Source organism: Siphonobacter sp. SORGH_AS_0500, from assembly GCF_031453245.1.
In the GTDB taxonomy this organism is placed as follows: Bacteria; Bacteroidota; Bacteroidia; order Cytophagales; family Spirosomataceae; genus Siphonobacter.
Window position 1 is genome coordinate 1,544,455 of the sequence record NZ_JAVIYT010000001.1, and the last position, 26,544, is coordinate 1,570,998.

The window sequence follows — 26,544 nt, forward strand, 5'->3', positions numbered from 1 at the left end:
ATTACTTTCCCAGAACTTAGTACCAACAGTAAACGCCCCCAGCACAGCCGGAGGCGTTTGACGTCAAACTCTATGTATAAAAAAACGACTATCGTTTAGGGGTAGAAACGGGAGGTTTGTTACCCGCGGGAGCACCGCCCGCAGGAGCTGCTCCGCTACTGCCTGAGCCCTGAGTATTGTTCATGTCGGCACCACCGCCGTCACTTTTAATGTCATCGTTTTGAATCGACTTCGTTTTCTTACGGGGAGCCTGGATATTCATTTTTCCAATTTTATAACTGAAGGTTAAGCGAACGCCACGATTGTACATGTACATATCGCTAACCTGAGTAAACTGAGGCGATGTAAGTTCCGTACGCATCCGAATGTTGGAGGTCAGGAAGTTCTCGGCTGCAATACCAATACTTCCTTTTTTGTTCGCGAAGTCTTTTTTCACACCTAAAGAGTAAAATCCAAAACCAGCCATTCGACCTTGTAGCTGTACCTGAGGACCTTTCATCATCCCGAAGGCCTGTAGGCCCCAGCCATTTTTGAAGGTACTCTGAATACGACCTCCCACGTCGAAGTTAACTCCTGAATTCTTCACGTCAAGGGATAATCCGTCTACGCCTGTGGTAGTACCTTTCAGTTGAGTATAGAACGTATTAGTGAATAAGTCAAAGCTGAAGCTGGAGCTCACGTCGTATTTGGCGAAAAGGTTGATTCCGGCAGCGTGTTCCGAACCAATATTCTGATACGTCGTCAGGATGGCACCGGCAAGTGTATCCAGTGGCGTCCGAACCTGGGTAATGGAGTTGTTCGTTATCCGTCCAAACAGGGCTGCATTAATGTAAGCTTTGTGAATGGTTTTACTTAAAGCTAACTCCACGTTATCCGTTAATTCAGGACGGAGCAAAGGGTTACCCATCGTGATATTCTGGGGGTTTGCTGCGTTGAAGTTAGGGTTCAACTGCTGAATACCTGGACGCTGAATCCGGCGGTTGTAAGCCAGTTTAATCATCGAGTTATCTTTCAACATTTTCGAAAGATTTAAACTCGGTACGAAGTTACTGTAGTTGGGAATGGCAATGTTGGAACTGGTATTCGACTGAGCGTCAATGACGGTATGCTCGAAACGGGTACCCGCTTTAATCGTGATTTTATTCTTTGTCGTATACGTGTAAGAAGCGTAACCAGCAGCGATATTCTGACTATAATCAAGGAAGCCAGAGGGATTATTTTCCTGCTGATAATAACCACCCGTTGGGCCCGCCAGGAGGTATTCATAGTTACTGTTCACCTTCCGCATGATGCCTTTCAACCCAAATTCCAGCATCTGATTTTTCTTAATTGGCGTCTGGTAATCCGTTTGCAGAGTAAACTCCTGGTTCAGGTTATCGTTCAGGTTTCGTTGACGACCCGTTAATTCATTGACATTTAATAAATTAGCATCGAAGTTATTAATCAGGTCATTACGGCTATACAGAGCAGAAATACTCCATTCCTGTTGAGGCTTGAACGTATGGATGTAATCCAGGTTCATATCAATCGTGCCGGAGTTATTTTTAGAAGTTACGTCTCGATTCTTTACGGTTCCAGCTACACCGTTGGTAAAGATTTGAGTCATATAATCCTGGTCAGTCGTCCGGTTGCGAACGCCGTAATTAATGCCCGCCGAAAGGCTCTGGTTTTTCGAGATATCAAAATCCCAGCCCAGACTATAACGGCCCATTAACCCCCGGTTCATACCATCACCCGTCTGACGGGTCAGGATTGAATTATTATCAATGATGCTAGTCTGATCCAACGAAGAGCGGGTTTTTACATTATATTCTGCCCGACCAAAACCACCGAGTGTAAAGCCCATTTTGCCCGTTCGATAATTTCCGCGTAAACCCAGCATGGAGCCCCGGTTACCCACGCCCGTATCGAGGTTCAGGTTAAAGCCCTGAAGGTTATTTTTCTTGGTAATGATGTTAATAATCCCGCCAGAACCTTCGGCATCGTATTTGGCGGAGGGAGAAGTAATCACTTCCACCGTAGCAATTTCGTCGGAAGGAATTTGCTTGAGAGCGTCGGCTACGCTACCAGCCACGATGGTGGAAGGCTTATTGTTAATCAACACCCGAATGTTACTACTTCCCCGCATTGAAACATTACCATCCAGATCGACGGATAGCATAGGGACTTTCCGCAGAATGTCGGAAGCATCGCCACCTTTGGAAGTAATATCTTTTTCAGCGTTATAAACGAGACGGTCTACCTTCTCTTCAATCAGAGCTTTTTGCCCGGTAACGGTTACTTCCTGTAAAGTCTTCGAATCAGATTTTAACCTGATAACTCCCAGTGCCAGTGGACCGCTTACGGTAACTGGGTCAATCCGTTTGCTTTCGTATCCTACAAAGGTTACTTCTAAGCGATACCGTCCGGGAGTAACGTTACCAATGGCAAACTGGCCTTTGCCATCGGCTACAGTTCCGGTAATAAGTTGATTAGTTTGTCTGTTATACAGAGCGATGCTGGCGAATTCAACGGGTTTACCAGAAGTAGAATCTACGAGAGAACCCGTTACCGTAGGGTTTGTCGTAACTAGTGGAGCGGGTGTTGCCGTTTGTGCCGAATCCCGAGCAGTGGTTTTCAACGAATCAGGGGCTGGTGTCACCACCTGAGCGGAACTCTGACTGAAACTGGCAAGTCCAAGCAGAGTCGAAAGTAAGATTGAAGAAATATAGTATCGTTTCATCGCTTTTGTCGTACGGGAAATAGAACGATACAAAGGTGCCACGAAGCCGTATACTGACGAAATGAAACTTACCGAGTGCCCAATAACTAGCGACGAATGACGGGTTTTGGGTTTGGAGCGGCCGCCGCTGCGGTTTGGAGTTTGGAGCGACCGTCGCTACGGTTTGGAGTTTGGAGCGGCCGCCGCTGCAGTTTGGAGTTTGGAGTTTGGAGTTTGGAGTTTGGAGTTTGGAGTTTGGAGTTTGGAGTTTGGAGTTTGGAGTTTGGAGTTTGGAGTTTGGAGTTTGGAGTTTGGAGTTTGGAGTTTGGAAAAGAGAAAACCCGTAAAGATAGAGAAGACGTTTTGAAATGGGAGATATAACCCCGGATGGGTTGAACCTGAATAGCCCCAACCTGAATAGCCCTGGATGCTAATCCGGGGTAAACGTTGGACGGGCCCATACGCTAATCTCCTGCCCTGGCTGGTGTCTTCACCAGCCATTCATATAAAGCATAGGGGTTGGTGAGGACACCAACCTGGGCGAATGATTGCCAATCTGGAAAAGCATACCAAGCAAGCATTTTAGGTAGAGACGCGACTTCATCGCGTCTGGGTAAGAGGTGGTTAGCGTTGCTTTAGGGATTATAAATCCGAAAGAGCGTAGTTGTTTATCGCTAATCATTATTTCCAATAGTTCATTAAATAGTCTTTAATTTGGGTTCTGTCTGTTAAGTCTATTAATTCAGAACTGTTCCAATTAATCAGAACCATTTCACAACTTTCACCTAATTCGTAAAGTGCTTCTTCAATTTTGCTAAACCAATCAGCTGAAGTAATTAGAGAAGTAGAAATCCAAATATTTTTTACAAACTCGTCTTTGCAGTCGTAAAAAAAATTGAAGCAAGGCAAACTGAACGCATTAAAAGTAGTAGAAGAACAGCTAATTATCGTATATTCATCATAATGAATTTGTTTAGCTTTTTCAAATCTTTTTTCCGTTAGAAAATTTTCAAAAAAGTCAATTCTTAATTCTTCATTTATCGTTGGAAAAGGTAAGTCTTCTCTTATAAAAATGTCAGTAAATCCATATTCAGTTCTTGTCTTTTCAGTGAAATCGCCTATTTGTTTAATTGAGTTTATAATATTTTCAATATTCTTTCTTGGAACTATTTCAATTTGACAATAATCGTCTTCCCAAAATGAAGGCAAATTTTCTTCATTCATTTTGGTATTTGTTTTTCGTTTAAATATTTTGTCAAATAATCCCATTGTTATTTGAAATATGTCGCTCTATAATAGTAGGTAACGGTTTATATATTCCCGAAGGCGGGGATTTTTAGTACAAAAGTAGAATCGAAGAACGAATGTTGAACTTGGCACAAATGCCCAATCGAAGCCGTTCAGCCTCGCTTTTGACCGTACCTTGTTGGCAGTAGAGTAGTTATTTCTATTTCATTTTTAAAGTCCATCTTCTCGTTCTGATAGCCATTGTCTATACTTGTTCTTATAATTCTCTTTTGTTGCAATATCTTTAAGGACAAAGTCAACGCCACCATCATACGGTGCAACAATTACATTCTTGTCAAACGAAATGAAGTACGCCCTGATATTGTCATTGGCGATTTCTCTTAAAAGGTTGTCATGATACTTTGGTTTCCAAATAGTCAGTGCAAAGGCAGGTCTGTAAATGTCTGGCTCGTTATATTCTTCAGAGTCGATTTTATTCAATTCAATATTGTCAAGCCGTACAAAAGAAAACGGTTTGAATATGTCTTCTTCGTCAGTAATGTGTATTTGTCTGTTGTCGCCCCAATTATATTCTTCTGCTACAATTAAAATTGGCGTTTCAAGACCAAAGAAATCTGTAATTATTTCGTTTTGTCGTGAAAGTAGAATTTGCCATTCGCTTTCGTCTTCTGCATAACGTTTAGAATTGGGCAAACTATGAATTCTAAACCATCTTTCAGAATAGTCGTGTTTAAACAGATACGAAATCGGTACAGTGTCTGGGTAATTTAAAGTCCATAATTTTTGAAAACCTTCTTTCGTCATCGGGTCGTTTTACAATTACTGCTAATTCCCAAATATACGCAAGTTTTGTCTTGATTTTTTTATTCCAATATAGATAATTACTATCCTTAGGGGGCAGTCTTATATGCATATTATTCCTTGATCTGTTTTATGCTTAAATCATTAAAAGGGCTTTTGACTTATTCTAAAGAGCGATGGCTCACGTCGGTATATGGTAAGGTTGTCTTTAAGTTGTTGTGACCCAATAACTCCTGAATGAGCTTAATATCAGTTTCTCTCTCTCGTAGATGGGTCGCATAGCTATGCCTAAGACTGTAAAAGGTGACCCCTTGTCGAATTGCAGCTATTGTCTTCACTCGATGAAAAATCTGCAGCAAACTTCGAGTACTATAGGGTTGGTTCCCATATTGTCCTTCAAAAAGCCATTCTTTGGGTTGATAGGTACGGTAATACTTTCGAAGAAGCCTAAAAGGCCTTCTGATAAGGTTACCATTCACTCTGATCTGAATGGATGGACGTCTTCACTCCCTGGCTGGTGTCTTCACCAGCCAATTGTAGGGATGTGGTTGGTGAAGACACCGGAAAATCGAAGATGGCTGGAACTAGGAATTGTAAATCCGAAAGAGCGTAGGTTGGTGAAGACCTCCGCCCCGGCAGGTGTCTCACCAGCTGATTGTCAGAAGGAAGTGTTTGGTGAGGACACCAACCACGGTGGAAGAAATGGAAACAATGGTCCCTGCGAGGTTACGGGAATAGCAGACAGAACATAATTACGTAGAGACGCGATTGATCGCGTCTGGGTAAAAGGCGTTCCCCTATCTTTTCACGCCACGGCAGGTGTCTCACCAGCCGATTGTAAAAGAATGTGTTGCATGAAAACACCGACCACGGCGGAAGCGGCTTCACAGAATCATTGAAAACAGCCAACTAAAAACCGAAAATCAAACTGACAGAATTTAGACAGAATTGTTTTTTTACTTCGTCCTTTAGAAATTGAATGATTATGAAAATTCTACTGGTTGAGGACGAAAAGTTGCTTTCCGACAGCATTCGCTCGGCTTTGGTTCAGGAAGGTTTTTCCTGCGAAACGGCTTTGTCCTTCTTGGAGGCCCGCGAAAAACTGACGGATAAAATTTATGACGTAGTCGTCCTGGATATCAACCTGCCCGGTGGTCTGGGCTTCGACCTCTTCGCCGATATTCAGAGCATGGATTCGCACCCCGGCGTGCTCATTATTTCGGTACGTAACAGTCTTGATGATAAACTCAAGGGACTCAATCTGGGGGCGGATGATTACCTCGTGAAACCCTTTCATCTGGATGAATTAATCGCCCGAATTCGAAGCATCATTCGTCGTCGGCATCCGCAGGAAGAAGAGGAAATGATGTACTATAACCTGTCCTACGATCTGATGAATAACCAGGTGAAAGTCAATGGGCAGGAATTGAAATTAACCCACAGCCAGCTTCGGATTCTGTATTACTTACTGATGAACAAAAACCGCACGGTTTCCAAAGAATCGCTGTCGGACTATGTATTAAAGGATAATATCGACATGGTTGATTCCTTCGATTTCATTTATACCCACATTAAAAATCTCCGGCAAAAACTGAAGAAAGAAGGCTGCGAAGTCAGTATCGTCACAATGTACGGAATGGGTTATACCTTAAAGAAAGCAGATGGCAACCAGTCAGTATAGCAAGCGTTTTATCACGAAAATCAAAAAGGTTTACATCGTAGCCTTACCCATTCTGCTGGTATTAACTATCTTGTTTAACAACTACGTTATCGATGTTTATTACCGGATTTTTTATCGAATTCGGTTTAAAAATCAGGTCGAAGAAATTGCTTCTGCGGTTAAGAAAACCGGGAAACTGCCCATTCGGGATGGCGTTGCGTATCAGTTATTACCCCCGGATGCCAAGCCGTATTCCTACTTTACCTATCAGTTTTACGACCTGGAAGACGTAAACAGTTCGTTTAATTTCTGGACGATTTTTTCGCTGAATCAACACCTGAATAATAAACGGATAAAAGAATACATCCGCACTGTTCCGGTCAAAAACCGACTGTATGAAGTAACGGTTACGGAAGTAACCATGAATGAGCCGGGAGGGCCAGAGAGTGAGGCCGTAATTTTTGCGGTGGTCTTTAGCTTAGTGCTGTTTTTTATTCTGAACTGGGCCTTTTTTCAGATCAACCTGAATCGCGTTTCGTATAACCTCTGGCGACCGTTTTATAATAATTTACGCCGGATCAAGTCCTACAATATTCGTAATAAGGAACCTCTGCTTTTACAGAAAACCAGCGTTCGCGAGTTTGAATTATTCAATCAGGCCGTGCTTGATTTTACGAATAAAACGCAATCTGCTTATAATGAGCTACGGGAATTTACCGAAAATACGGCCCACGAACTGCAAACGCCGTTAAGCATATTGCTGGCTAAGGTAGAATTGATTTTGAAGCAAACCGAGCTGAAATCCGAAGAAAGAAAAGAGTTACTGGACATTAAGAAAACCATCGTCCGGCTTTCGGGCATTCATAAAGGATTGAACCTGCTTTCCCGCATTCGCAGCATTCAGTATGCCGGAAAAATTGCCAAAACGGAGCTGGAGGTCAATGACATCATCAGCGAGAGTCTGGAAACTTACGAAGAGTTAATTGAATACAGAAACCTCGAAGTCCAGCACGACAAAGGCATCCCAAACCGAATCTTCTCCAATGAAGAACTGGTGCGAATCATGGTTGACAACCTGATCCGAAATGCCATTCAGCATAATGTGAATGAAGGGAAAATTTCAATTACCCATCAGAAACAGGGCTTCGAAATCAGTAATACAGGCGTAGTCAACCAACCTATGGGGGAAGACATTTTTTCCAGATATCATACAAAATCTACTGATGATGGCCGACTGGGTCTGGGACTGGCTATTGTCGAGGCCATTTGTGAAACGCTGGAGTTTTCCTGTGTTTATGAATATCGGCATTTGCAGCATTGCATCCGCATTAGTTGGGGAGAATAAAATTATAGTCTCCTGAAAATTAATAAGTAAGCAAAATCTGTCGAGAAGCGGCAAAATCCGTCAGAATCTCGACAGATTTTGTTTTTTTATTTGAACGCTGAAATCAGTGAAAACTAGTTTTAGCCGACCTGACGAAACAAATTTTAAAGACGCTCGGTTGTAAGTCACAGAATAATACAAGTTTAATAGCCGAAGAGTAATGCATTTTATCCCATTTCGATCGCCATTTGCAAACCGTAGGATTGCCGCAGGCATGGGTCTGTTTATGTTGATTTTTGCTTTTTCCTGTGGGAAAAAAGATGAAAAACAGCAAGCGGCTCAACAGCCAGCCGCTCCTAAAGAATACCCGGTCATGACCATTGAGGCTCGTGCCACGGATATTTATACAGATTATCCGGCCACCTTGCAAGGCCAGGAGAACGTAGAAATTCGTCCCAGAATTGACGGATATATTGAACGTATTTTCGTAGATGAAGGAGCATTAGTTCGGAAAGGTCAGGTGCTGTTTCAGATCAGTGCTCCCCAATATGAACAAGATTTGCGTACGGCTCAGGCCAGCATCAAAATTGCCGAAGCTGACGTAAACGCCGCTCAGATGCAAGTAAATAAAGTAAAGCCGCTGGTAGAAAAAGACATCATCAGCCATTATGAACTGGAATCGGCGGAGTATACCCTTCAATCCAGACAGGCTGCACTGGCTCAGGCAAAAGCTACACTCGCTAATGCTAGAATTAATCTTGGCTACACGCGGGTAACCAGCCCTGTCGATGGCGTAATTGGTCTGTTACCCCTGAAGTTAGGAAGTTTGGTAAGCCAGTCTACCACAACGCCCTTAACGACTGTAGCCAACATTGGTAACGTTTACGCTTATTTCTCGCTTAACGAAAAACAATTACTTGATTTTTTCCGGGATACCAAAGGCAACACACTTCAGCAGAAACTGGCGACTTTACCTAGTGTGTCACTCGTGCTTTCCGATGGTTCGGTATACTCAAAGCCAGGTCGCGTAGAAACGGCCAGTGGTTTGATCAGTACTGAAACGGGTTCGGCCAATTTCCGGGCAACGTTCCCTAATACAGATGGTTTTCTACGGAGTGGGAGCACGGGTCAGGTTCGGGTTACTTCACACATTGAAAACGCCTTGATTATTCCTCAGAAGGCTACCTACGAGTTACAGGGTAAACGCCTGGCCTATCTGGTAGCGGAGGGTAACAAAGTGAAGAGCGTGGAGGTTCAGGTGAAACCAACCACCGACGGGAAGTCATTCATTGTTACGCAAGGAGTGAAAGCGGGTGACAAGATCGTGGTAGAAGGAATTACGGCTCTCCGCGATGACATGGAAATTAAGCCGGGAGCAGTGAAGGCAGACACCACTGCCAACGCTCAGTAGGTTAGGAGGTAAAGGGATTCCCTGGCTAACAAGCCCAAAATCAACATTTTTATGCTTAAGAGATTTATTGAACGGCCGGTATTATCCACCGTTATATCCATCATTATTGTCATGCTGGGGATATTGGGGCTGGTAACCTTACCCGTTTCTCAATATCCTGAAATTGCTCCGCCAACGGTTCAGGTGCAGGCAACTTACACCGGGGCTAACGCGAGTGTAGTATTAAGTAGTGTGATTGTACCGCTCGAAGAGCAGATCAACGGGGTAGAAGACATGACTTACATGACTTCTACGGCTGCCAACGACGGTACCGCTACGATTACCATCTTCTTCAAACTAGGAACGAACCCTGACCTGGCGGCAGTAAACGTGCAGAACCGGGTGTCGCGGGCAACGAGTTTGCTGCCTCAGGAAGTAACCCGGGCGGGGGTTATTACCAGTAAGCGTCAGAGTAGTAACGTGTTGATTTTCACACTTTACAGCGAAAACAAAGCTTACGAACAGACGTTCCTGCAAAACTACGCCAACATTAACATTGTGCCTCAACTCAAACGGGTAACCGGGGTAGGGGATGCCAGTGCATTTGGTTTACGCGATTACGCCATGCGGATCTGGCTGAAACCTGATGTGATGGCAACGTATGGTCTGATTCCTGACGACGTTTCGGCGGCTCTGGCGGAACAAAACGTGGAAGCAGCTCCGGGGCAGTTTGGCGAAAGCAGCGATCAGTCTTTCCAGTATATTATCAAATATCCCGGTCGTTTGAAAGATCCGGCTCAGTTTGAGAATATGATTATCCGTTCAACGCCCGGCGGCCAGGTCTTGCGTTTACGGGACATCGCCCGGGTTGAACTCGGTGCTCAGAGTTACGCCAGTATTTCAACGTCACAGGGGTATCCATCGGTAGCGTTGGCGATTAACCAAACGGCGGGTTCAAATGCTCAGGAGGTAATCGAAAACTCACTAAAAGTAATCAAGGAAGCAGAAAAGTCATTCCCTCCCGGGGTACATTACGCCGAGCTGCTAAATGCCAATAACTTCCTGGATGCCTCGATTGAGAAAGTAATTCACACGCTGATCGAAGCCTTTATTCTGGTATTTATTGTCGTATTTATCTTCCTTCAGGACTTCCGTTCGACGCTGATTCCCGCTATTGCGGTGCCGGTAGCGATTGTCGGTACATTTTTCTTCCTGAACCTGTTCGGATTTACGATTAACCTGCTGACGCTATTCGCATTAGTATTGGCGATTGGTATCGTAGTGGATGATGCCATCGTAGTAGTAGAGGCGGTGCACGCCAAGCTGGATGAGGGTTATACTTCCGCTCGCAAAGCATCCATTGATGCGATGAGTGAAATCAGTGGTGCCATCGTTTCGATTACGTTGGTAATGGCGGCAGTATTCGTGCCGGTAAGTTTCATCAGTGGTTCAACGGGGGTGTTTTATAAACAGTTTGGTCTGACGCTGGCAATTTCCATCATCCTTTCGGCCATTAACGCCCTGACGCTGAGTCCGGCTCTTTGTGCTATGTTCCTCAAACCGCACGATAAGGAGCACAAAAAAGGATTCATGCAGCGGTTTTATACGGCCTTCAACACGGGTTTTGATGCTGTAACTACAAAATATGCCCGTTCGGTCACTTTCCTTTCCGGTAAGAAATGGGTGGCTCTGGGTGCTATTGCGGTGTTTGCCGGAATTTTCGTCTGGTTACTTCGCACCACGCCTTCCGGTTTCGTTCCGAACGAAGACCAGGGAACCATCTTTGCTAACATCACTTTACCCCCTGCTTCTTCCGTAGAAAGGACAACGGCCATTGCTAATGAAGTAGATAAGATTGCCCGGGAAATGCCCGCCGTTCGATTCACGACGCGTCTGGCTGGTCGGAGTATCATCAGTGGTAACGGGAGTTCGTACGGGATGGTAATCATCGGTTTGAAGGACTGGAAAGAACGTCCCGATCAGGATATTAACGCCGTAATCCGGGATCTTTTTGCCAAAACCAGCCATATCCGTGGGGCCGAAATCGTATTCTTCTCGCCTCCAACCATTCAGGGTTTTGGTACCAGTAACGGTTTTGAATTACAGTTACAGGATCGGGCCGGTGGAACCATTGACCGACTTTTTGAAGTGGAAAAAGACTTCATGGCGGCCCTATTGAAACGCCCTGAAATTCAGTTTGCTACCACGACTTTCAACCCAACATTCCCGCAATACATGGTGAATGTGAACGTGGCCCGGACGAAAGAAGCCGGTCTGACGGTGAACGCAGTACTGAGTGCCTTGCAGGGATATTTCGGTGGGGTGTATGCGTCTAACTTTAACCAGTTTGGCAAGCAATATCGGGTCATGATTCAGGCCGATCCTGCGTACCGGGCTAGCCCGTCCAGTCTGAACTCCGTTTACATTCGGAATGCGAATGGAACGATGGCTCCCATCTCGGAATTCGTAACGATGGATCGGGTTTATGGTCCAGAAACAATTACGCGATTTAACCTCTTTACTTCGGTTTCCATCACGGGTACGCCCAAAGCTGGTTTCAGTTCCGGGGATGCGATTAAAGCCATTCAGGAAGTGGCGGCTGAGAAGTTACCCGCCGGTTATGGCTACGAATTCTCGGGTATGACGCGGGAAGAAATTCAGAGTGGCGGACAGACGATTTACATCTTTATGCTTTGTCTGGCCTTCGTTTACTTCCTGTTGAGTGCTCAGTACGAGAGTTATATTCTGCCCTGGGCGGTATTGCTTTCACTGCCCGTCGGTCTGGCCGGAACGTTCATCTTTGCCCGCATTTTTGGCATTGATAACAACATTTACCTTCAGATTACAATCATCATGTTGATTGGTCTGCTGGCGAAAAATGCCATTCTGATCGTAGAATACGCCGTTGAACGCCGACGACACGGAATGGACATTGTGAAGGCCGCCGTGGATGGGGCCGAAGCTCGTCTCCGACCCATTTTGATGACTTCATTTGCCTTTATTCTGGGTCTGGTGCCGTTGATGCTGGCGTCTGGTGCGGGTGCCCTGGGGAACCGTTCCATTGGTACAGGAGCCGTTGGCGGGATGTTAATTGGTACCTTACTCGGGGTATTTATTATCCCGGTACTGTTTATCATCTTCCAGACCTTGCAGGAGAAAATCAGCGGTTCTCCCAAGCAACTGCAAACCGAGGAAAAATCACACGCGGATCTGATGGCCGGTCAGGGACGTTAATAGGAATGAAAAAGCAGGCGAGGCGATACGTGAAAAAGGAACCTGCTTTTTCGGTCAACCATTGACATTTTAATAGATATGAATAGGAAACTTTTGTGGCAGTCGTTCGCGGTGTTCATTCTTCTGCAAGGACTTGCTGCCTGCAAAATAACGCAGAATTATAACCGGCCTAATGTAAGTACAGAGGGCCTGTATCGGGACGGGGGCACGGATACCACCAGTATGGCAAATATGCCCTGGCGAAACATGTTTTCCGATACTACGTTACAAAACCTGATTCAGGAAGGTTTGAATAATAACCTGAACTTAAAGTCAGCAATTACCCGGATTGAAGTAGCGGAAGCAAACCTGTACCAAAGCCGGATGAATTTTTTCCCGAACGTGACGGGGAATGGAACGGGGGTTTTTGCTAAGGTACCTAACGTACCCAGTGCAGCGACGGGTTTTGCCAGACGCCAGTTTCAGTTATATACCAACGCCAGTTGGGAAGCAGACGCCTGGGGTAAATTGAGAAGTGCCAAACGTTCAAACCTGGCTTTATTACTGCAAAGCGAGGCTACGAAACGTGCGGTGCAGACACAGTTAATTGCGGACATTGCCAACGCCTATTATTCGCTTTTGGCCCTGGATGCCCAGCTCGCCATTACGCAGAGAAACGTGGACATCTGGGTATCGAACGTAGAGACGATGAAGGATTTGAAAGAGGCCGCCGTAGTAACCGGAGCCGCCGTCGTGCAGAGTGAAGCCAGTCAGTATGCGGCGGAAGTAACGATTCCTACCCTGAAGCAAACCATTCGGGAAACTGAAAATGCATTGAGCGTATTGCTGGCTCGTGCTCCCGGTGCCATTACCCGCACCACGCTGGAAGCTCAGGTACCCATGGAAACGTTAAATACGGGCGTTTCGGCTCAGTTGCTGGGTAATCGTCCGGATGTACAGGCGGCGGAATATTCGTATCGAAGTGCCTTTGAAATAACGAATGTAGCCCGGACGTACTTCTATCCATCATTAACCCTGACAGCCAACGGAGGTCTTTCGGCTCTTTCACTGGGCGGTTTATTCTCAACGACATCCATCTTTGGTAACCTCGCGGCGGGTATAGCTCAGCCTATTTTTGCCCGGGGAACCAACAAAGTGCGTTTACGGACAGCCAAGGCCGATCAGGAAAACGCTTTGCTGAACTTTCAGGGAACCTTATTAACCGCAGGTCAGGAAGTATCTAATGCATTATTTGCCTATCAAACGGCTACGGAGCGTGCTATGATTCGCGGTCGTCAGTTGAATTCCCTGCAAAAGTCGGTGGATTATACGAAAGAGTTATTAAAATACAGCTCAGCCAACTATACCGAAGTTCTGGTAGCTCAACAAAGCCTGCTGTCGGCAGAATTGAGTAGCGTCAGTGATCGGCTACAGCAATTGCAATCAGTAGTGTCGCTATATCGGGCACTGGGCGGTGGCTGGAAATAGAACTATTAGTTTTATAGGTGTATAGTTAAAAAGTCTGGTGGTTTTCCGCCGGACTTTTTTGTTGAAAAGGCCTAATAACAACCAGGTAGAGATGCGATTCATCGCGTCTGGGCAGCAAACAGTTTTGCTAATTATGGGCAGTTCGTGATTAGTTAGTCCACGTTTCCAACGCGGATCCTGAGAAAAGCGTCTGCGACGTCTCCAGCATCCTACGGTTAAACCCATTCACTTTTCAGCTTCGAGTAAACCACAATATCCACGTATTGCCCGTGGAGAAATTCTGCTTGTCGGGAAATGCCTTCTTTGGTGAACCCTAAACGCTCAGGAACGGCCTGACTTTTAGTGTTCCCTATCGCACACTTAATCTCGATTCTATTTAATGGTAACTCCTCAAAACCGAACTTCAACAAACGCTGGGTAGCCTGAGTAATGAGGCCCTTACCCTGGCTGGAGGGGGCAATCCAGTAGCCGATTTCTCCACTATGGTTTTGTGTATCAATCTTATAAATCCCGATTCTTCCGACTACTGTATCGTTTTCTTTAATAACAAAGGCAAATTCTCCTCCGTGTTTGCTTCGTAGCTGGGAAGCGTCTGCATAGTTATCAAAAAAGGAAGGAGCCCGCACCAAGCCGACCCAGGGTAACCAGGGACTGAGATAGTTTTTGTTTTCCGTTACCAGTTGAAAAATAGATGAGCTATGAACCCTATCGAGTGACTCAAGGGTAAGGTCTTGATTAATTTGAAGAATCATCGATAGTGTTTTCAAAAATGAAAAAAGAATGTAAAATAAAAAGTTACGATAACGTCTCAATGTAACAAATATTGGAAGTAATCGCTATACTTGTTAAGTATCAAATACGGTAAAAGGTGTTTGTCTATTGAACGAATAAGACGTAGCAGATTATGGCAAAGACAGATCAAAAATTAACCTTTATTATAAGGAAATCATGTCTGGAAGATAGTATGGAAATAGTAAGCCTATACAAAAATGTAGCACGAAATAAAGGAGGATTAGCTCGAGAAGAAGATGAGATAACGCAAGCTTACGTAGAAAATTTTACGAGGAAATCGATTGAAGATGGGTTACAATTTGTGGTGATAGACCAATCGAAAGAAAACCGGGTGGTTGGAGAAATTCATTGTTACAAGCCAGAACCTAAGGTATTTAAACACATTTTAAGTGATCTCACAATTGCGATAGATCCTGATTATCAGGGTATGGGGTTAGGTAAAAAGCTATTTGAAACCTTATTGGAGTTTGTATCTAACTATAAACGAGATATACTAAGAGTAGAACTATTTGCCAGAGAGTCTAACTCGAAAGCTATTGATATCTATACGAAAATAGGGTTTGTCAGAGAAGGACGTTTGAGAAACAGAATAAGGATAGACACTAATACTTTTGAATGTGACATCGTAATGGGGTGGACCAATCCTAAATTTGAATGAAAAATTAGGTAAGGGGATTTCAAATTTGAAAAATTGCTTTGCTGTAAAAGCTTTCGTGTTACGAATGATTACTAGCAAAATCTACTGTTTTCTGGCCTTGTCTGCTAAGTAATCAACAGATTATGAATGGATTGATAAGTGATCTTTTATAACATACATAGCTGTTGTACACTATTCTGTCTGATAGGACGTGCCTGATTAATTCCTTGAATGGAGGTGTTTTACCGCCCCAGCCAATTCTTAAAATCAGTAATGCGGTCACCGCTCACAAATACTTCCGCCCGTGCTTCGGGTTTTAACTCCAGTTTTAGTTTGCCCGCTGAGTAGGTATGAATGGAGTCAATGGATTGAAAGGCTACCAAAAACTGCCGATTCACCCGAAAAAAACGAGACGGGTCCGTTACCTGTGTCAGTTTGTCGAGACTCAGTTCCAGCGGTAACTTTTGTCCGTCGTGGGTAACCAGAAACGTGATTTTTTCTTCTGAAAAAAAGTAAGCAATCTGATTGATCTCAATACTATGAATTTTCGTACCGATGGACACCATGAAGCGGGTTTTATATTCCGTTTCCTGGGGTTTCTGAATCAGTTGAAGAATGTTCCTCAGATCGGGGGCGGGCTGGCGTAGCGATTTAAATTTATCCAAAGCCGCTCTTAGCTCCTCAAAATCAATAGGTTTTAATAAATAATCTACACTGTTTACCTTAAAGGCCTGAATGGTATATTCGTCGTAAGCCGTGGTAAAAATGACCGGGACTTTCAGCGAAATCTGATCAAAAATGGCAAAAGCTAGCCCATCTTCCAGGTGAATATCCATGAAAGCCAGATCGGGAGCAGGGTTTTCACTAAACCACTCTACCGCCTCTGAAACCGAAGGAAGTTTCGTGATAATTTGAATCGACGAATCGTATTTATGGATGAGATTTTCCAGCCGATCAGCGGTCAGATACTCGTCTTCAATAATGACTACGTTCATGCTAATAAGGGAATTTTAACGACAAATGAATCTCCAATATGTCCGTACCAGACCGCGTGGGTTGTTAGCAGGCTATAACGAGCCGTAATGTTTTTTAGCCCTAACCCGGTAGATACTTCCGGCTGTAGGCGAGGGCGATAGCCATTTTCAACGATCAACTCCTGATTTTCAATTTTGATAGAAACCGTTAACGGCTCTTTGCTGGACATGCGAGTGTGCTTGACGGCATTTTCAATCAGTAATTGCAAGGTCAAGGGAGCAATTTTATAGAGTTGCTGAGCGGATTCCGGCACGTCAATCTGGACGCTAAACTTCTCCCGAAAACGGATTTCCAGTAAGAAAGCATACGACTGAATGAACTCAAGTTCGGTCTTCAAAGACACCAGATCGTTATCCTTCTGCTCCAGAATATAGCGGTACGATTTGGAGAGCTGGGCAATGAATTTCTCTGATAAGTTGGCATCAATGTGTACCACTGAAGACAGAATGCTCAGGCTATTGAAGAGAAAGTGAGGATTAACCTGATTTTTCAGAGCCGCAAACTGAGCCTGCACGTGTTCTTTTTCCAATCTCTCGGAACGAAGCTGTATTTCCTGCACCCGCTGAGTAGCCCGCACTGCCGCGATAAGGTAAAAAGCAGTAAGCATAATCATCACCGAAAGCCCGTTGTTTGCCCGAACTACCAAGGCCCACATTTCGGCAGAACGTTTGGGCATGGGTGTGTTTTGTGGAGGGAAGACATGAAAAATGGCTTCCATCGCGATGCGAAGACTTTTATGGAGGAAAAAATTAAAAAGGAAGGCTAGCACCAGCGACACCAGCAGCGAAATGATTTGGGGCTGAAGCTTAAATTCCAGCAGGTAATTTTCACCAAAATAATTAAAAAATTTGAGCTGAAGCCAATCGGTAATGCTCAGCCAAATATAGAAGAGACCGAAAGAGATCGTGAAAAAAGGAAGAGCGAACCGTAGTTCATGATAGAACCGATCCATGGTTAACAGTGGGTCGGTCGTAGTCGCGTAAATCACGGTTAAGGTATAAATTAACGCGAGACTCAGCGATAGCTGCCACTTTTGGATGGATGTCAAACGATTCGCCATGGGGTTGCTTTCAAAGTTTTGGGAGATCAGAGGAAGTCCGACCTTACTCCCCTACAAAAATCAGGTACAGCAGATGTATTTGAAAATCATAACCGACGAATGACGAGTTGAGTCGGATGAATCGGGAATTTAGAGGGTTCGGAGTTTAGCGTTTTGAGTTTTGAGCGGCCGCCGCTGCGGTTTTGAGTTTTGAGCGACCGTCGCTACGGTTTTCAGTTTTCAGTTTTGAGTTTTGAGTTTTCAGTTTTGAGTTTTGAGTTTTCAGTTTTGAGTTTTGAGTTTTCAGTTTTCAGTTTTCAGTTTTCAGTTTTCAGTTTTCAGTTTGGGAAGAAAAACCTATAAAGGTAGGCAAGACGTTTGTAAATGAGAATACTAACCCCGGAGGGGTTGAACATGGATAGCCCCGGATGCAATCCGGGGTAAACGTTGGACGGGCCCGTACGCCAATCTCCCACCGTGGCTGGTGTCCTCCCCAGCCACGGTGGAGGTAGGGGAGTTGATTGAAAAGGGAGCCAAAACCCCAGAGGGGCTCAACCTGAATAGCCCCGGATGTAATCCGGAGTTACCTACGGATTGACATGGTCTGATCCTGAGAAAAAAGCCTAGTGGTCGGTGAGGACACCCCCCTCGGCGGAAGATTGCCAATCCGAAAAATCCTAGCAATCCAACGATCCAGTAGAGACGCGACTTTATCGCGTCTGGGTAAGAGGCTGTTTTTCTTGAGTAGAGGTGACTTTTCTTGTGATTTAAATGACCGACCATTGCAAACAAAAAGCCCCTGAGTGCATGATTACTCAGGGGCTTTTTGCGGGTGATTCCTAGATTTTCTTATTCAGTACTTTATCCAGGCTAAAATCGCCAGGGCCAAGAATCAGGATGACAACATAGGCAATCAGGTAATGAAAGGCCATCTCTGCTTCACCGAAAATATCACCCCCGTGGACCATGAAAGCTGCTACCAGCATGGTAATAATCAGAGGAATAGTAGCTATCCGAGTAAAAAGGCCCAGAGCAAGCAAGATCGAGCAGAAAAATTCAGCAAAAATGGCCAGAGCTGCTGACGTAGGAGCTCCAAGACCTAGGAAATTCATAAATTTTTGGCTCATCTGGTCATAATTCGACAGCTTTTGATACCCGTGCGGTAGCATGGCCAGAGAAAATCCTACGCGAAGAATCAGCGTAGCCCAGTTGATAGAAGAGAGTGTGTACGAAATAGAGAAAAGTCTTCTCATAAACGATTATGATTTCAGTAGAATGAAAGTTGAGATGAGTTGGGTGTCAGGAATTTTAATTGAAGCTTCGCCGCAGCAAACGGCCCGTTTTTCAACAACAATTCTGACTGGAAACTAAACTCTTTCTAAATAAGAATAATCAAATATAAAATGGAATGATTACTTATCCTTAAAATCATACGTATAGATTACCGCTTATTACTTTGAAAATTGCACAGTAATTAATCTGAACTAATTATAGAGTATTGATTTACAGATACTTAATACTTATGGATTGCGTAGGCAATCGTAAATTTTTATAAATATTTATTGATCTACTTGTTTGATAGATTAATAAATATTTATTTTGTCTATAGAAATAATAGTCTATTTGAAGCCATGAATTACTGTGTACCTTTTTTGCTTTCCGTATCCCGATCGAGTCTACTAAAAAAAGTAATTCTTTCGTACTGGTGTTAGGGGACTTTGTTATTAAAAGTCTGACTAACCGTTAGTTAATTGACTGGCCTTTTGAGCTTTCGCGTTCATTAACTCCTTTCTTCATTCTATACTTTATTACTTTTTATGCAACAACTTTTAAAAGTGCTGTTGCCAGTACTCTTATGGGTACAGGTACAGGCTGCTTTAGCCCAACAAATAACGGGCACAATACGGTCGCAAGCTGATAATCAGCCTTTAACGGGAGTCACTGTGCAGGTGAAAGGCACAACCCGCGGAACAGTTTCCAACGCAGAAGGAAACTATACCGTTACTGCTCAATCGGGCGAAACCCTTCGTTTTTCATTTATTGGCTATAAAGCCGTCGAACTGGCGGTACCGGCTTCTGGTGTATTGAACGTTACGCTGGACGCAGAAGAATCGGCCTTGAAAGAAGTCGTGGTTACCGCTTTGGGGATTGCCAAAGAGAAAAAATCACTGGGTTATTCCGTTCAGGAATTAAAAAGTAACGACGTAGCTCAGGCTCGCGAACCTAACCTGGTCAATGCTTTATCTGGTAAAATTGCCGGGGTTAACATCACAAACAGCCAGGGTAACATGGGTTCTTCCCGGATCGTCATTCGTGGAGAAACGTCTATTGCAGGCAATAACCAGCCCCTGTTCATTGTCGATGGAATTCCGGTTGATAACTCACAGTTTGGAAGCACCGGCACGAACCGCGATTATGCCAATGCCATCGCGGATATTAACCCTGATAACATTGAAAGCATCAGCGTACTGAAAGGCCCCAACGCGGCGGCTCTGTATGGTTCGCGGGCGGCTAACGGTGTGATTCTGATCAAAACTAAAATCGGTCGCAGTGGTCAGCAAAAAGGCTTAGGAGTTACTCTGAACGCTGGTCATACGGTAGAAAGTTTATTAGTATTACCTGATTACCAGAACGTATACGGACAGGGAACGGGCGGTTTGTTTTCGTACAAAGACGGAAAAGGCGGCGGGCTGAATGACGGCACCGACGAAAGCTGGGGGCCCAAAATGGATGGTCGTTTATTACCGCAGTTCTTTTCGAAAGGGCAGGCAGTACCCTTCGTCGCTCACCCCGATAACGTAAAGAACTTCTTCGTGAAAGGGCATACGACGAACTTAGGCGTATCCGTAGCGGGATCTGATGAGAAGTTTGATTACCGCTTTTCGTTCAATAATACCCGTCAAACCGGGGTGATTCCAAACACGGACATTACCAAGAATAACTTCGCAGTTAATGCGTCCTATCGGTTAAATGATCGACTTACCATCAATACCAGTGCGAACTTCATTCGTTCAGAATCGGATAACCTTTCGGCTTTGGGTGGACGTGGTTCCAGCGTAATGCTGCAATTCCTGTGGTTCGGTCGTCAGGTTGATACAGAGTTACTCAAAGATTACCGGGCCAATGGAGAGCGTGATTTTAACTGGAACCATAGTTATTACAGCAACCCGTATTTATTACTTTACGAAAACACCAACGGACAGCGTCGGGACCGTTTCTTCGGAAATGTGAACGTTACTTATAAAATCAACGACTGGCTTTCAGCACTGGTGCGGACGGGTAATGATTTTTACGTTGATAAACGTAAATCCAAAATTTCCTATGGCACGAATGGTACGCCTTTCGGCTCTTATGCGGAAGATGCATACATCGTAAACGAGAATAACACAGATTTTGCACTGAATTTTAATCGTAAACTCAGCGATGATTTTGATCTGGAAGGTCTGGTGGGGGGTAACGTTCGCAGTAATTTCTTCGAGCGAAACTATCAGCAGGCTCCACGTCTGGCGGTTAGCGATTTGTATACGCTGATGAACTCACGCGATCCGCTGGTTTCCAGTAACCAGTTTACGCGTCGTCGGGTGTATAGTTTATACGCTTCAGCTCAGGTCGGTTTCCGTAATTATGCCTTCTTAAACTTAACGGCCCGGAATGACTGGTCATCGACGTTACCTGCGGCCAATAACTCGTATTTCTATCCTTCGGTAAATGCGAGTGTGGTCTTAACGGAAGCCCTGAACATCAGAACTAACTGGCTGTCATTTGCGAAAATTCGCGGAGGTTGGGCCCAGGTAGGTAAGGATACCGATCCTTATCAAATCGTGAATACCTATCCTTTCAATCAGCCTTTTGGAAGTAATCCGTTACTGACGGTATCGGACGTATTCCTGAATCCAAACCTGAAACCAGAGATTACGCAGTCGAGCGAAATTGGTCTGGAAATGGCGTTTCTGAAAAATCGGGCTCGATTTGATGTAAGTTACTACAATACGGACAGTTTCAATCAGATTTTGCAGGCCGATATTAGCCCGGCCACGGGTTTCAAGCAACAGTTAATCAATGCGGGTAAGATCAATAACCGTGGCTTTGAAGTGCAGTTAAGTGGCACGCCCGTACAAACTTCTGGTGGCTTTAAATGGAATGTGACGGTTAACTTTTCACGGAACGTAAGTAAAGTGGTAGAGTTGGATAAAGCGGGTTTACTAAAGCAATATGTATTGGGTAGCAACGGTACTACGCGGGTATTAGCCAGCGTGGGTCAGCGTTACGGAGCTTTATATGGTACCGCCTATCAACGTAACGAACGCGGTGAAGTGGTCGTAGGAGCGAATGGGTTACCTCAGAAAGATCCAAACCAGAAAACGCTGGGATATTTCACGCCGAAGTGGATTGGCGGTATTACCAATACATTCAGCTACAAAGGTTGGAATCTAAGTGTTCTGATTGATACCAAACAGGGCGGTCAGATTTACTCGGCCACCAACGCTACCGGACGTTATACGGGTGTGTTGGAATCGACCTTACCCGGTCGGGACGCTGAGCACGGTGGACTTTCGTATTACTACGCTGGAAATAACACCTCCTCTACGCCGATTCCAGTGACGGGTTCGACGGCTCCGGGTGGCGAACGCGTGTATTCAGACGGAATTATTTTCAATGGCGTAGCGGCCGATGGTTCGGCTAACAAAGTGATCGTTCCCGCCGAGCGTTATTACAAATATCTGTATAGCAACAGTGCTGGGGTAAATGAAGCCAGTGTGTTCGATGCTTCATTCATTAAGCTTCGCGAAGTACGCCTGACGTACGCCATTCCTCAGGATTTTGTGCGTCGTCTGCATTTGCAGGGAGCTTCGGTATCGCTGATTGGTCGTAACCTGGCTTTCCTCCAGAAGAATGCTCCCAACATCGACCCTGAAACAGCTTTCAATACGGGCAATGCTCAGGGGCTGGAATCATTACAGTTGCCTTCAACGAGAAGTTACGGCGTTAATCTGAATATCAATTTCTAGGGAAAATCATACGTAAGCTCAGCCTTACTTCAACATATTCATTGTTATGAAAATCAAGAGTTTCACGAAACTGATCCTTCCGCTGACGCTGGTAGCCGGGTTAACGGCCTGCCAGAAGGAACTGGAAGATATTAATCGAAATCCCAACGAAGCCACGGTGGCTCAACCCGATTACCTATTAACGAATGCTCTGAAATCCAGTGCCGATTTAGTAATGGGTTCGGATGCTTCGATGGAAACGACGACGCTGTTTGTACAATATTGGGCGAAGATTCAGTATACTGACGTAGATAAATATACGACGAGTCCAACAAATATTCAGAACATCTGGACGAATACGTATACCCAGGGGATCAATGACTTTGCGGAGGTCATTAAGCTGGGAGAACGGGCAAATAATCCGAATTATCAGGCCGTTGGTATCATCATGAAGTCATGGTCATTTCAGATGCTAACGGATTTATACGGAGATATTCCTTATAGCCAGGCTTTGAATATTAACGACTACCTGACGCCGAAATACGATGCTCAGAAAGACGTGTACGCTGGCTTATTGAATGATTTACAGAAAGCCATTTCGTTGATTGACGTTAGCGGAGCGAATACGATTTCGGGGGATGTGGTGTATAATGGTAACATGACTCGCTGGAAGAAATTTGCAAATTCCCTGCGTCTGCGGATTGCCCTGCGTCTGGCGGATCGGGATGCTACGGCAGCCCGGACGGTTATTGCAGGCTTAGCGAAAAGTGACTTGATTGCCAGTAATGACGAAAACGCGAAGTTCACGTATCTGACTTCTCCGAACCAAAACCCCGTGAGCCGGGATCGGGAAACGCGGGATGATTACCGGGTGAGTAAAAGCATCGTTGATAAGCTATTGCAGTTGAATGACCCTCGATTGAGCATTTACGTAAACCGCACGGTAGATGCTACACCACTAGGTTATGTAGGTGTAACGAACGGCTTACCCGCTGACTCAGCCGCCCGATTAGGCTTTACCCGAACGTCAAAGCTGGGCGATTACTTCACAGCTCCTTCGGCTCCGGCGGTATTTCTGAATTATGCCGAAGTATTATTTAACCTGGCCGAAGCCGCCCAGCGTGGCCTCATTCAGGACAACGCGGCAACTTTATACCAGCAGGCTGTTACAGCATCTTTACAGCAATACAATGTAGCTTCTACGGCTATTACTACGTATCTGGCTCAGCCTTCGGTGGCGTATAATGCGGCAAATTATAAGAAGTCAATTGGCGAGCAGAAATGGCTGGCTTTGTTCGGCGAAAGTCAGGAAGCTTTTGCGGAATGGCGTCGTCTGGATTATCCGCAGTTAACACCAGCGTATGCGGGTGTTCTGAATGGAAAGATGCCCGTTCGTCTAACGTATCCGACGGGAGAACAGGCCTTGAATAATGCCAGTTATAAAGCCGCTGTAGCCAATCAGGGAACGGATCTACTGACGACCAAACTTTGGTTTGACGTAAATTAGTTTTTCGTTGTGGGTTTACAGTTTTCAGTGAATGAGCGGGGTCATACCCCGCTCATTTTTAGTTGATGACCTGCACTAACGAAAATACGGATGAGTTACTTCGCTTTTTCCAGCGTTCCAATTTTTTCCCAGGAAGGATCGGGATTCATAGTTACCAGAATATAAACGCCGTCTTTTTGGTGCTCAACCGAAGTAGTTTGCGTATCTCCTCCTGCTAATCGGGCTTTGATTTCATTTGGCGTAAGCTTATACATGGAACCCGTAGAAGCATCGATAATTAAGCCAATAATTCCTCCGAAAATGATGTTACCAAACACCCAACCATCCAGTTTACGGGTAAGGCCCACTTCGTAAGGCTCATAACCATCCATCACTACTCGGATTGCATGACCATTTTTCCGTTTCACATTCGCATACATGGGCGTTTTCCCGGCCAGTTGCCCATCCACATACACGTCTGCACCCGTAGGGCGACTAAGAACGCTAACGGATTGCTTGGATCCATTGATAATTGTAGTACAGTTGGTTAGGCTAATGCTGAGCACTAGAAGAGGTACTAGAAATTTTTTCATGAAAGAGATTAAATTAGGTGGTTTTTTGAGAATGGTTTAAGACTCTCAAAAGGGTTCAACTCGGTGGACTAACCGTAATTTGTTTTTACAATAAGGGTACAGGCAAAAATATCATAAAAATGGATTCAAACTATTCCTTTCGTTTGAAGTAAGGGTAGTTTAATTAGTCTTGCCCTGAGCATGAGCCCATTATAAATGAAATTTGGCTCTGTTATTTTAATAGAAGGCCTTTTGTATTACTTTTGCAGTATTATATCCAACTTTTCTTTTTGTATGTGAGATCTAAGTAATAGATGGTGCCTGCCGTCTTTAATTCTGAAGAACAGAATGTTTTGGTAACAATACCAATTCGCCGACGCCTCTTAATCTGGCGTGGCTAATACTTAGATTCATGTGAATTCCTTCTTTTCGAAACACCCCTTGGTGTCGTTTCTAGGTTAATTCCTGAGAATTAATCAATATACTTTCTTTATTGTTCAGGCTTTAAATTTCTCACATCATGAGTATGATCGTGAATGCTCTTTCCTATATACATCCCGATTACCAACCTCTATTTCATAACCTTCATTTCTCGCTGCAAACGGGAGAAAAAGCCGCTTTAGTAGGGAATAATGGGTCGGGAAAATCTACTTTATTACAAATCATTGCGGGCTATTTAAAGGCTTCGGCAGGCGAAAGCATTTTTCTGGAAAAACCCTATTACGTACCGCAACAACTAGGGCAGTACGATGCATATACCGTTGCGGAATTATTAGGCATTGACCAAAAATTGAAGGCCCTTTACGCGATTTTAGCAGGCCATGTCGAAGCAGAAAATTTCGCGGAGTTAGGAGATGACTGGGAGATCGAAGAACGGGTTCGGGAAGCAATGGCGTATTGGCAGATAGAGTATCTGGCTCTTTCTGAGAAAATTAAAAACTTGAGTGGAGGTGAAAAAACCAAGGTTTTTCTTGCGGGAGCTTCTCTGGCTAGCCCCAAAGTTATGCTACTTGATGAGCCCACTAACCATCTGGATTCACAAAGCCGGGAGCTGCTTTATGAGTTTGTTAACCAGAGTAAATCCACTATGCTGGTAGTTAGTCACGATCGAACGTTGTTAAATCTGCTCGATCAGACGCTAGAATTAAGTGCAAACGGAATCGAAGTGTATGGAGGGAACTATGCTTTTTATGAAGCTCAGAAAGAAGGGAAATTAAATGCTCTTCAATCGAAGTTAGAAGAAAATGAAAAAACGCTAAAACAAACCCAGCAAAAAGCCCGCGAAGTAGCCGAACAACGCAATAAAAAAGAAGCCCGTGGGAAAGCTCACGGACAAAAACTAGCCTTGCCTAAAATACTTGCAAGTAGAAGAAAAAGTCAGGCGGAACAAAGTACGGCTAAACTGAAGGAAGTACATCAGGAGAAAATGAATGAATTGACGGATCATCTGAGAACGATCAGAACTCAAATTCAGCATTACCAAACCTTAAGGATTGATTTGGGAAGTTCCGATTTGCATCCGGGTAAGCTACTGATTGAGGCCAAAAGTATCAATTTCAGTTATCAGGATCAAATGCTTTGGCAGAAGCCTTTAACTATTCAGATTCGTTCGGGGGAACGAATTCGAATTTCTGGGAACAATGGTTCTGGCAAGACTACTTTACTGAAGCTGTTGATGGGTGATTTAGTACCCGCTGAAGGTGAAATTTTTAAAGTCGATTCTAAGTTTCTTTACCTTGATCAGGAATATGCTATGATTGACAATGGCTTGACGATTATTGAACAAATAGAAAAATATAACAGTCGCCATGTACCCGAGCATGAACTGAAGATGCTACTGCACCAACATCAATTTCCAAAAGAAGCATGGGATCGGAAATGTGAGGGCCTAAGCGGTGGGGAAAAGATGAAACTGAGCCTGTGTTGTTTATCGGTTAGTACAGAGACGACAGATCTTTTAATTCTGGATGAACCGACAAACAATCTGGATGTGCAAAGTCAGAAAGTACTGACGGAATCGTTAAAGAGTTTTAAAGGAGCGATGCTCATCATTTCTCACGACCTTTTTTTCATCAATGAAATGCAGATTGATTCTACAATTTCGCTGTAGTCCAATTTGCGTAGTCGCGGGAATGGGTCTGGTAAGGAGAGTCCCGGCATAGCCCCATCG

The 26,544-nt window shown here is 44.5% G+C and carries 18 protein-coding genes; 9 read left to right on the plus strand and 9 right to left on the minus strand.

Features of this window, described 5'->3' with window-relative positions; genetic code table 11:
• Positions 1–88: 88 nt before the first annotated feature.
• The 4 genes from QE357_RS06380 to QE357_RS06395 form a co-directional block, all read right to left on the minus strand.
• Positions 89–2,722: a TonB-dependent receptor domain-containing protein gene (locus QE357_RS06380; RefSeq protein WP_309706444.1), complete on the minus strand. Its 2,634-nt coding sequence runs from the start codon at positions 2,720–2,722 to the stop codon at positions 89–91.
• Positions 2,723–3,382: 660 nt separating this feature from the next.
• Positions 3,383–3,925: a hypothetical protein gene (locus QE357_RS06385; RefSeq protein WP_309706445.1), complete on the minus strand. Its 543-nt coding sequence runs from the start codon at positions 3,923–3,925 to the stop codon at positions 3,383–3,385.
• 234 nt (positions 3,926–4,159) lie between these two features.
• On the minus strand, positions 4,160–4,753 hold the full coding sequence (locus QE357_RS06390) for a hypothetical protein (RefSeq protein WP_309706446.1): 594 nt from the start codon (positions 4,751–4,753) through the stop codon (positions 4,160–4,162).
• A gap of 158 nt (positions 4,754–4,911) precedes the next feature.
• Positions 4,912–5,229, minus strand: coding sequence for a tyrosine-type recombinase/integrase (locus QE357_RS06395; RefSeq protein ID WP_309706447.1), 318 nt, complete (start codon positions 5,227–5,229; stop codon positions 4,912–4,914).
• A gap of 506 nt (positions 5,230–5,735) precedes the next feature.
• Between QE357_RS06395 and QE357_RS06400 the strand changes: the two genes are divergently transcribed.
• From QE357_RS06400 to QE357_RS06420, 5 genes are all read left to right on the plus strand, one after another.
• Positions 5,736–6,431 (plus strand): response regulator transcription factor, encoded by a 696-nt coding sequence (locus tag QE357_RS06400; RefSeq protein WP_198555206.1) that lies wholly within the window; start codon positions 5,736–5,738, stop codon positions 6,429–6,431.
• Positions 6,412–7,755: a HAMP domain-containing sensor histidine kinase gene (locus QE357_RS06405; RefSeq protein WP_309706448.1), complete on the plus strand. Its 1,344-nt coding sequence runs from the start codon at positions 6,412–6,414 to the stop codon at positions 7,753–7,755. The genes QE357_RS06400 and QE357_RS06405 overlap by 20 nt, the downstream gene beginning before the upstream one ends.
• Before the next feature lie 199 nt (positions 7,756–7,954).
• Positions 7,955–9,145 (plus strand): efflux RND transporter periplasmic adaptor subunit, encoded by a 1,191-nt coding sequence (locus QE357_RS06410; protein ID WP_309706449.1) that lies wholly within the window; start codon positions 7,955–7,957, stop codon positions 9,143–9,145.
• 51 nt (positions 9,146–9,196) lie between these two features.
• Positions 9,197–12,358, plus strand: a complete 3,162-nt coding sequence (locus tag QE357_RS06415; protein WP_309706450.1) for an efflux RND transporter permease subunit — start codon at positions 9,197–9,199, stop codon at positions 12,356–12,358.
• A gap of 78 nt (positions 12,359–12,436) precedes the next feature.
• Positions 12,437–13,825, plus strand: coding sequence for an efflux transporter outer membrane subunit (locus tag QE357_RS06420; protein WP_106636362.1), 1,389 nt, complete (start codon positions 12,437–12,439; stop codon positions 13,823–13,825).
• 215 nt (positions 13,826–14,040) lie between these two features.
• On the opposite strand, the gene QE357_RS06425 is transcribed toward QE357_RS06420, so the two are convergent.
• The gene (locus tag QE357_RS06425; RefSeq protein WP_106636363.1) at positions 14,041–14,577 is read right to left on the minus strand and encodes a GNAT family N-acetyltransferase; all 537 of its coding nucleotides are present in this window, start codon (positions 14,575–14,577) and stop codon (positions 14,041–14,043) included.
• A gap of 152 nt (positions 14,578–14,729) precedes the next feature.
• Here QE357_RS06425 and QE357_RS06430 point away from each other — a divergent pair, with 152 nt between their 5' ends.
• A complete protein-coding gene (locus QE357_RS06430) occupies positions 14,730–15,275 on the plus strand; it encodes a GNAT family N-acetyltransferase (protein ID WP_106636364.1) in 546 nt (181 codons plus the stop codon).
• A gap of 221 nt (positions 15,276–15,496) precedes the next feature.
• Here the strand turns inward: QE357_RS06430 and QE357_RS06435 are convergent, their stop codons facing one another.
• From QE357_RS06435 to QE357_RS06445, 3 genes are all read right to left on the minus strand, one after another.
• Complete coding sequence (locus tag QE357_RS06435) at positions 15,497–16,249, minus strand: LytTR family DNA-binding domain-containing protein (protein ID WP_309706451.1); 753 nt, start codon at positions 16,247–16,249, stop codon at positions 15,497–15,499.
• Positions 16,246–17,349 carry a sensor histidine kinase gene (locus QE357_RS06440; RefSeq protein ID WP_106636366.1) on the minus strand — a complete coding sequence of 368 codons (1,104 nt, stop codon included), beginning with the start codon at positions 17,347–17,349 and terminating at the stop codon, positions 16,246–16,248. The genes QE357_RS06435 and QE357_RS06440 overlap by 4 nt, the downstream gene beginning before the upstream one ends.
• 818 nt (positions 17,350–18,167) lie before the next feature.
• On the minus strand, positions 18,168–18,581 hold the full coding sequence (locus tag QE357_RS06445; RefSeq protein WP_307142430.1) for a DoxX family protein: 414 nt from the start codon (positions 18,579–18,581) through the stop codon (positions 18,168–18,170).
• Between the two features lie 564 nt (positions 18,582–19,145).
• On the opposite strand from QE357_RS06445, the gene QE357_RS06450 reads away from it, so the two are divergent.
• Entirely contained in the window at positions 19,146–22,337 is a 3,192-nt protein-coding gene (locus tag QE357_RS06450; protein ID WP_309706452.1) for a SusC/RagA family TonB-linked outer membrane protein, read from the plus strand.
• Positions 22,338–22,383: 46 nt separating this feature from the next.
• Positions 22,384–23,823, plus strand: a complete 1,440-nt coding sequence (locus QE357_RS06455) for a SusD/RagB family nutrient-binding outer membrane lipoprotein (protein ID WP_106636370.1) — start codon at positions 22,384–22,386, stop codon at positions 23,821–23,823.
• 95 nt (positions 23,824–23,918) lie between these two features.
• Here QE357_RS06455 and QE357_RS06460 read toward each other — a convergent pair whose 3' ends face one another.
• Positions 23,919–24,395 (minus strand): PEGA domain-containing protein, encoded by a 477-nt coding sequence (locus QE357_RS06460; RefSeq protein ID WP_106636371.1) that lies wholly within the window; start codon positions 24,393–24,395, stop codon positions 23,919–23,921.
• Positions 24,396–24,894: 499 nt separating this feature from the next.
• Here QE357_RS06460 and QE357_RS06465 point away from each other — a divergent pair, with 499 nt between their 5' ends.
• Positions 24,895–26,484 carry an ABC-F family ATP-binding cassette domain-containing protein gene (locus QE357_RS06465; RefSeq protein ID WP_309706453.1) on the plus strand — a complete coding sequence of 530 codons (1,590 nt, stop codon included), beginning with the start codon at positions 24,895–24,897 and terminating at the stop codon, positions 26,482–26,484.
• The last annotated feature ends 60 nt before the right edge of the window (positions 26,485–26,544 follow it).